The organism is Sphingomonas sp., assembly GCF_035555815.1.
Taxonomy (GTDB): Bacteria; Pseudomonadota; Alphaproteobacteria; order Sphingomonadales; family Sphingomonadaceae; genus Sphingomonas.
Genome location: NZ_DATMGG010000207.1, coordinates 1 through 6,700, shown reverse-complemented (window position 1 = coordinate 6,700; position 6,700 = coordinate 1). Strand labels below are relative to the sequence as shown.

4 protein-coding genes and 1 pseudogene are annotated in these 6,700 nt (G+C 67.7%); all 5 read right to left on the bottom strand.

Going from position 1 to position 6,700, the window contains the following annotated elements:
• On the bottom strand, positions 1-1,043 hold a 1,043-nt coding region (locus VNR91_RS12215), incomplete at its 3' end, for an MATE family efflux transporter (RefSeq protein ID WP_325491051.1).
• Between the two features lie 98 nt (positions 1,044-1,141).
• Entirely contained in the window at positions 1,142-3,832 is a 2,691-nt protein-coding gene (locus VNR91_RS12210; RefSeq protein ID WP_325491050.1) for a valine--tRNA ligase, read from the bottom strand.
• A gap of 62 nt (positions 3,833-3,894) precedes the next feature.
• A complete protein-coding gene (locus VNR91_RS12205) occupies positions 3,895-5,952 on the bottom strand; it encodes a S9 family peptidase (RefSeq protein ID WP_325491049.1) in 2,058 nt (685 codons plus the stop codon).
• A 58-nt stretch (positions 5,953-6,010) separates the two neighbouring features.
• A complete protein-coding gene (locus tag VNR91_RS12200; RefSeq protein ID WP_325491048.1) occupies positions 6,011-6,463 on the bottom strand; it encodes a DUF2497 domain-containing protein in 453 nt (150 codons plus the stop codon).
• Positions 6,464-6,498: 35 nt separating this feature from the next.
• A pseudogene (locus VNR91_RS12195) lies at positions 6,499-6,700 on the bottom strand (hypothetical protein); the annotation flags it as partial.

The window sequence follows — 6,700 nt, the reverse complement described above, 5'->3', positions numbered from 1 at the left end:
ACCGGCCGGTCGAACAACAGGATCGCCGCGATCACCGCCAGCGTGATGACGGTGTTCATGACCACGCCCGATCGGGTGATCTCCTCCACCCGGTCCCAGCGCCCGGCGCCGATGTTCTGCGCCGCCATCGCGCTCACCGCCGCGCCGATCGCCATCGCCGGCATCTGGATGTAGGTCCACAGCTGCTGCGACACGGCATAGGCGGCGGCGGTATCGACCCCCAGCCGGTTGACCAGCCCGACCATCGTCAGCCCGGCGGAGGACATCACCAGCATCTGCGCGCCCATCGGCAACCCCTTGGCAACGATGGTGCGCACCAGCGCCGCCTCCGGGATCAGGTAGCGCAGCTCGGCGCCACGCAGCCGGATCGGCAGGTCGCGGGCATAGACGTAGATGACCAGACCAATGGTGGAGACCGCCCCGGCGATCAGAGTCGCGGTCGCCGATCCGGCGATGCCCATGCGCGGAAACGGCCCGAGCCCGGCGATCAGCAGCGGGTTCATCGCACTGTCGATTACCACGCTCAGCGCCATGAACCACAGCGGCGTCAGCGCATCGCCGGCCCCGCGCAGGCTCATCTGGATCATCACCCCCAGCATCGACAGCGGCAGTCCCAGGAAGATGACGCGCAGATAGGCGAGCGCCATCGCCTGCGCCTCCCCTGGGGTCGCCAGGAGATGAAGGATCGCGGGCGCAAAGATCCAGCCGAGCGCGGCGATCAGCACCGCCCCGCCTACCACCAGACCGAACGCGGACCCGAACGCGCGCCGCGCCGCGTCGATATCATGGCGGCCGATCGATTGGCCGATCAGGATCGTCGCCGCCATGCCGAAACCGAACACCGCGCCGAACGTCAGGAACATGATGATGTTGGCGTTGGAGGTCGCCGCCAGCGCGCTTTCGCCCAGGAACCGGCCGACCCAGATCGAGTTGATCGACCCGTTGAGCGACTGGAGGATATTCGAGCCGAGCGTCGGCAGCGCGAACACCAGCAGCGTGCGGCCGATCGGCCCTTGCGTCAGGTCGTGCACAGGGCGCGGCATCGCGGGCTATCCTTTGGTTTCGCGCAAGGGCGGGCACAGCAGATCGGCCGCGGGCGCCTCGACGGCGCGCGACGCGAACGGGGTTCGGCGATCCAAACTCACCCCAACCGCGCCAGCGCCGCGCCCAGCCGTTCGGCCTCGGCCGCCTTTTCGGCATGATCGGCGCGCGCCTTCTCCACCGCTTCGGGCTTGGCACGTTCGACAAAGCTGGGGTTGCCCAGCCGCCCGGCCAGCCCGTCGCGCTCCTTCTCCGCCGCCGCGATCGCCTTCGCCAGCCGGGCGCGTTCCGCGTCGAGGTCGATCACCCCTTCCAGCGGCACCACGAACGTCGCTTCGTCGACGACGATCTGGAGCGCACCGCCGGCGGGCACGTCCCCGGTCGCGCAATCGACGCGCGCGAGCCGCGCCAGCGACGCCTCCTGCCGCGCCAGCCGCTCGATCGTCGTCGGCGACGCATCGCGGACATGCACGGGCAGGCGCGCGCCCGGCGGCACGTTCAGTTCGGTCCGCGCGGCGCGGATCTCGCTCACGAGGCGGATCAGCCAGTCGATCTCCCTGCCCGCCTCGGGATCGAGCGCGCGGGCATCCGCCATCGGCCATTGTGCGACGATCAGCTCGTGCGACCGCGCGCCCATCGCCGACCATAATTCTTCGGTGATGAACGGCATGAACGGGTGGAGCAGCACCAGGATCTGGTCGAGCACCCAGCCCGCCACCGCGCGGGTCTCATCGGCGTCCGGCCCTTCGCCGCGTTCGCCCATCGCGGGCGACAGCACCGGCTTGGTCAGTTCCAGATACCAGTCGCAGAACCGGCTCCACACGAAATGATAAATCGCGTCCGCCGCCCCGTCGAACCGCAGGTCGGCCAGCGCCAGGTCGACCGCCTGCACGGCGGCGATGGTCTCGCCGATGATCCATCGGTTGACCGCCAGATTGGCGGCCGGCGGCTCCAGATGCGCGGAGGCGCCGATGCCGTTCGCCTGGCAGAAGCGCGCGGCGTTCCACAGCTTGGTCGCGAAGTTGCGGTATCCCTCGACCCGCTTCTCATCCATCTTGATGTCGCGGCCCTGGCTTTCCATCGCCGCCATGAAGAACCGCAGCGCGTCGGCGCCGTATTTGTCGATCAGCCCGAGCGGATCGACGGTATTGCCCTTCGACTTGGACATCTTGGCGCCATCGGCGGCGCGGACGAGGCCGTGCAGGTAGAGCGTGCGGAACGGCACTTCCTTCATGAAGTGCAGCCCCTGCATCATCATCCGCGCGTCCCAGAAGAACAGGATGTCGAAGCCGGAAATCAGCACGTCGTTGGGGTAGCGCCCGTGCAGCGTCGGGCTTGTCTCGTCCGGCCAGCCCATCGTCGCGAACGGCCACAATGCCGAGGAAAACCACGTGTCGAGGACGTCAGGATCGCGGGTCAGCGTGACATTGCCCGCCTCGCGCTGCGCCTCCTCCTCGGTCTCGGCGACGAACACGCGGCCATCGTCGGCGAACCACGCAGGAATCCGATGTCCCCACCACAATTGCCGCGACACGCACCACGGCTGGATGTTCTCCATCCAGTTGAAATAGGTTTTTTCCCAGGATTTCGGCACGATCCTGATCGCTTCGGAGCGGACCGCCTCGATCGCCGGCTTGGCCAGCGTGGCGGCGTCGACATACCATTGGTCGGTCAGCCACGGCTCGATTACCACGCCCGACCGGTCGCCATAGGGCGTCTGGATCGTGCGCGGCTCGGCGTCGTGCGCCTCGCCGTCCTTGTCGACGTGCGGAATCAGCACGCCGTCGGCCTTGAGCCGTTCGACAACCTGCTTACGGGCCTCGAACCGCTCCAGCCCGATCAGATCGGCCGGGATCAGCCCGTCGGCGGTCTGGGTGATGTTCGCCTTCGCGTCGAGCATGTTGAGCATGTCGCGCGCCTCGATCCCGGCGCGGCGGCCGACCTCGAAATCGTTGAAGTCATGCCCCGGCGTGATCTTGACCGCGCCCGATCCCAGTTCGGGGTCGGCATGTTCGTCCGCGACGATCGGGATCAACCGCCCGGTGATCGGCAGCCGCACCTGCTTGCCGACCAGCGCCTTATACCGCTCATCGTCGGGGTGCACCGCCACCGCCATGTCGGCCAGCATCGTTTCCGGCCGGGTGGTCGCCACCTCGATCGAGCCGCTGCCATCGGCCAGCGGGTAGCGCAGCCGCCAGAAGCTGCCCTTCACTTCGCGCGTCTCGACCTCCAGGTCGCTGATCGCGGTGCCCAGCCCCGGATCCCAGTTCACCAGCCGCTTGTCGCGATAGAGCAGCCCCTGCCTGTGCAGCTCGACGAACACCTTGAGCACGGCTTTCGAAAAGCCCTCATCCATGGTGAATCGTTCGTTGGCCCAATCCATCGAACAGCCCAGCCGGCGAAGCTGGCGGGTGATCTCGCCGCCGCTTTCCGCCTTCCATTCCCACACCTTGGCGACGAATTTCTCGCGGGTGAAATCGGTGCGCTTCTCCTGCTTGAGCGCCATCTGCCGCTCGACCACCATCTGCGTCGCGATACCGGCATGGTCGGTGCCGACCACCCACAGCGCGTCCTTGCCCTTCAGCCGGGCGTGGCGGGCCAAAATGTCCTGCAACGTGTTGTCGAGCGCATGGCCGATGTGCAGGCTGCCGGTGACGTTGGGCGGCGGGTTGACGATCGTCCACGGCTCCGCGCCGGGCCGTTCGGGGCGAAACAGGCCATTCGCTTCCCAATGGCTGTACCAGCGGGCTTCAATGGCGGCGGGATCGAAGGTCTTGGGAAGATCGGTCATGGTCGCGCGGCTTTATACGGCGCCGGAAGCGATGCCCACCCCTCCCATCGCCGCTGGCCGCGCTATTCGGCGGGCGTGTTCTTCGTCCATTTCCCCAGCCAGCCCAGCACCTCGAGATACCATTGGCGAGAATTCTTCGGCTTGAGCACCCAGTGGTTCTCGTCCGGGAACACCACCAGTCGCGACGGCACCTCGCGCCGCTGAAGCGCGGTGAAGGCGGCGATTCCCTGGGTGTAGGGGATGCGGAAATCGCGTTCGCCGTGGAAGATCAGCATCGGCGTCTTCCACGCGGTGACGTGGTTGACCGGGTTCCACTTCTCGAACGCCGCAGGATCCTCGAAATAGGCCTTGCCGCCGTGCTCCCATTCGTCAAACCACAGCTCCTCGGTCTCATAGGCCATGGCGCGGGCGTCGAACACGCCGTCGTGCTGGACGATGCACTTGAACCGGTCCGGCCAGTTGCCCTCGATCCAGTTCATCATATAGCCGCCATAGCTGGCGCCCAGAGCACAGGCGTTGTCGCCGTCGAGCCAGTCGAACTTGCTCGTAGCGGCCGCCAGCCCCTTTTGCAGGTCCTCCAGCGGCCAGCCGCCCCAATTGTTGCGGATCGCGTCCGTGAAGGCCTGGCCGTAGCCGGTCGACCCGTGGAAATCGACGGCGACCAGCCCGTATCCGGCGCCCGCGAACAGCGCCGGGTTCCAGCGGTAGGACCAGCTGTTGTTGCTCGATCCCTGCGGTCCGCCGTGGACCATGAAGGCCACCGGCACCCGCGCCGCCGCCGGCGGAGCGACCTGCGACGGGCGCACCACATAGCCCCAGACGGTGTCGTTGTTCGCGCCGGTGAAGCTGAAGCGGAACACCGTCGGCATCTCGATCCCGGCCAGCTTGTCGGCGTTGACGCTGGTCAGCCGTGCCGGAGCGCCCTTGTCCCCGGCCAGCAGGAAGAAATCGTCGGGCGCGACCAGGCTGTTGATCTGGAGCACCAGGCCCGCCGTCGTCGGCACCACCGCGCCGACATGCCCTTCCTGCGTCAGGCGTGTCACCTTCCCGCTGGCGGCATCGACCGCGAACACCGGCGTTTCCTGCGTATCGTCGGCGGTGACGTACAGCCGCTTGCTGTCGGGCGACCAGGCTATCGACGCGACCGAGCGATCCCACCCTTCGGTCAGCGCGCGGACCCGACCGGTGGCGAGGTCGCGGACCATCAGGACCTGGCGATCGGCTTCATAGGTCGGGCGCTTCATCGCCACCCACGCCAGCGTTTTGCCATCGGGCGAAACGCTCGGCAGATTGTCGAGCGCATGGTTCGCGGCAGTCAGATTGACCGGCGCCGCCGACCCGTCGGCGGGGGCGGCGAAGATATCGAGGTTGGTCGACAGCGGCTCGATCCGCCCCGCCTCACGCATCGCGAAATAGACGGTCCTGCCGTCCGCGCTCCACGCGACTTCCTCACCGCCGCCATAGGGCTTCGACGGGCTGTCGCCGATCAGCGCGCCCACGATCGGCGTGCCGGCCCCCGTCGCGACTCCGTTCGCCAGCGGCAGCACGAACAATTGCGATCGGTCGCCATTGCCCCATGTGTCCCAATGGCGGATGAACAACTGGTCATAGGTGCGACCGGACCCGGCGTTGGCGTCCTTCTTGACCATCGCCGGCTCCAGGCTCGGCGCGCCGGGCTTGCGGTCGGCCCAAACCACCAGCCGGTCGCCGGTCGGCGCCAGCTTGAACCCGCCGAAGCCGCCCTTGAAGCTGGTTACCTGCCGCGCGACACCGCCGGCGGCGGGCAGCGCCCACACATTGTCCGCCCCGCCCTTGTCCGACTGGAAATAGAGCGTGCCGTCGGGGCCGAAATCGGGGCCGGTTTCGTTGACGTCGGCCTCGGCGAGCAGCTTTTCGGGCCGTGCGCCGCGCGTCTTGAGGTCGAGCCGCCAGATATCGAACCGGCCGCCGTTGATCGCCAGATCGGTCTCGCGCTGCTGCCACACCAGCCAGCGCCCATCCGGGGAGACGACGGGGCCGGAGACGCGCGAGAGCATCGTCACATCGTCGATGGTCAGTTGGCGCGCGCTCGCGGGCGCCGCGATCAAAAGCCCGGCAAGGGCGAGGGAAAGCGTTTTCATGGCCGGGAGGTTACCACCCCCACGCCGCCACGCAACGGCAAGCCGCGGAATTCAGGCTCTAAAGGCCGCGCCCGGAAATGCGGGCGATTTCCTTGGCCACCATCGTCTCGACGATATCGGGCAGGTGCGTGTCGAGCCAGTCGCGCAGCATCGGGCGGAGCATCTCGCGCACCATCCCCTCCAGCGTGTCGCTGCCGGTCACCTCGGGCTTGATCACCAGCCGCGACAGCGCCTCGAGCGGGCCACGGCTCGCTTCGGCGGCATCGGGGGACAGGATCGAGTCGGGGCGCGCTGGCGCCGGCGCCGCGCGCGGCTTTTCGACGGGAGCTTCCGGAAACGGGGCCGGATCGGACAGTTCGAGCACTTCCTCGCGCTCGACCGGCGGCGGGGGCGGCATAGCGCGAATCGGCCGTGGCTTGCGTGCGGCGGGCGCGGCTTCGCTCTCCTCGATCACGCGTTTGATCGAAGAGAGGATCTCTTCCATGCTCGGCTCGGCGCTGACGTCCCCCATCACCTGCCCCTTAAACCGCAATCACTGCGGTGTGGTTAACGAGGTGTAATTGCGGGATTGGCGGGGGCGCTGTCAACCGGAGGTTGCAAAACCGGGTCGTTCGCCATGGCATTGGGGGAGACCACCGCGGTCTGCGGCGCCGAATCGACCGTGCGGGTCGCGATCGGCTGCGGGTCGGGATCGGAGCCCCAATCGCTGTACTTGCGCCTGACCCGGTCATAGTTGGCGACCGGATCA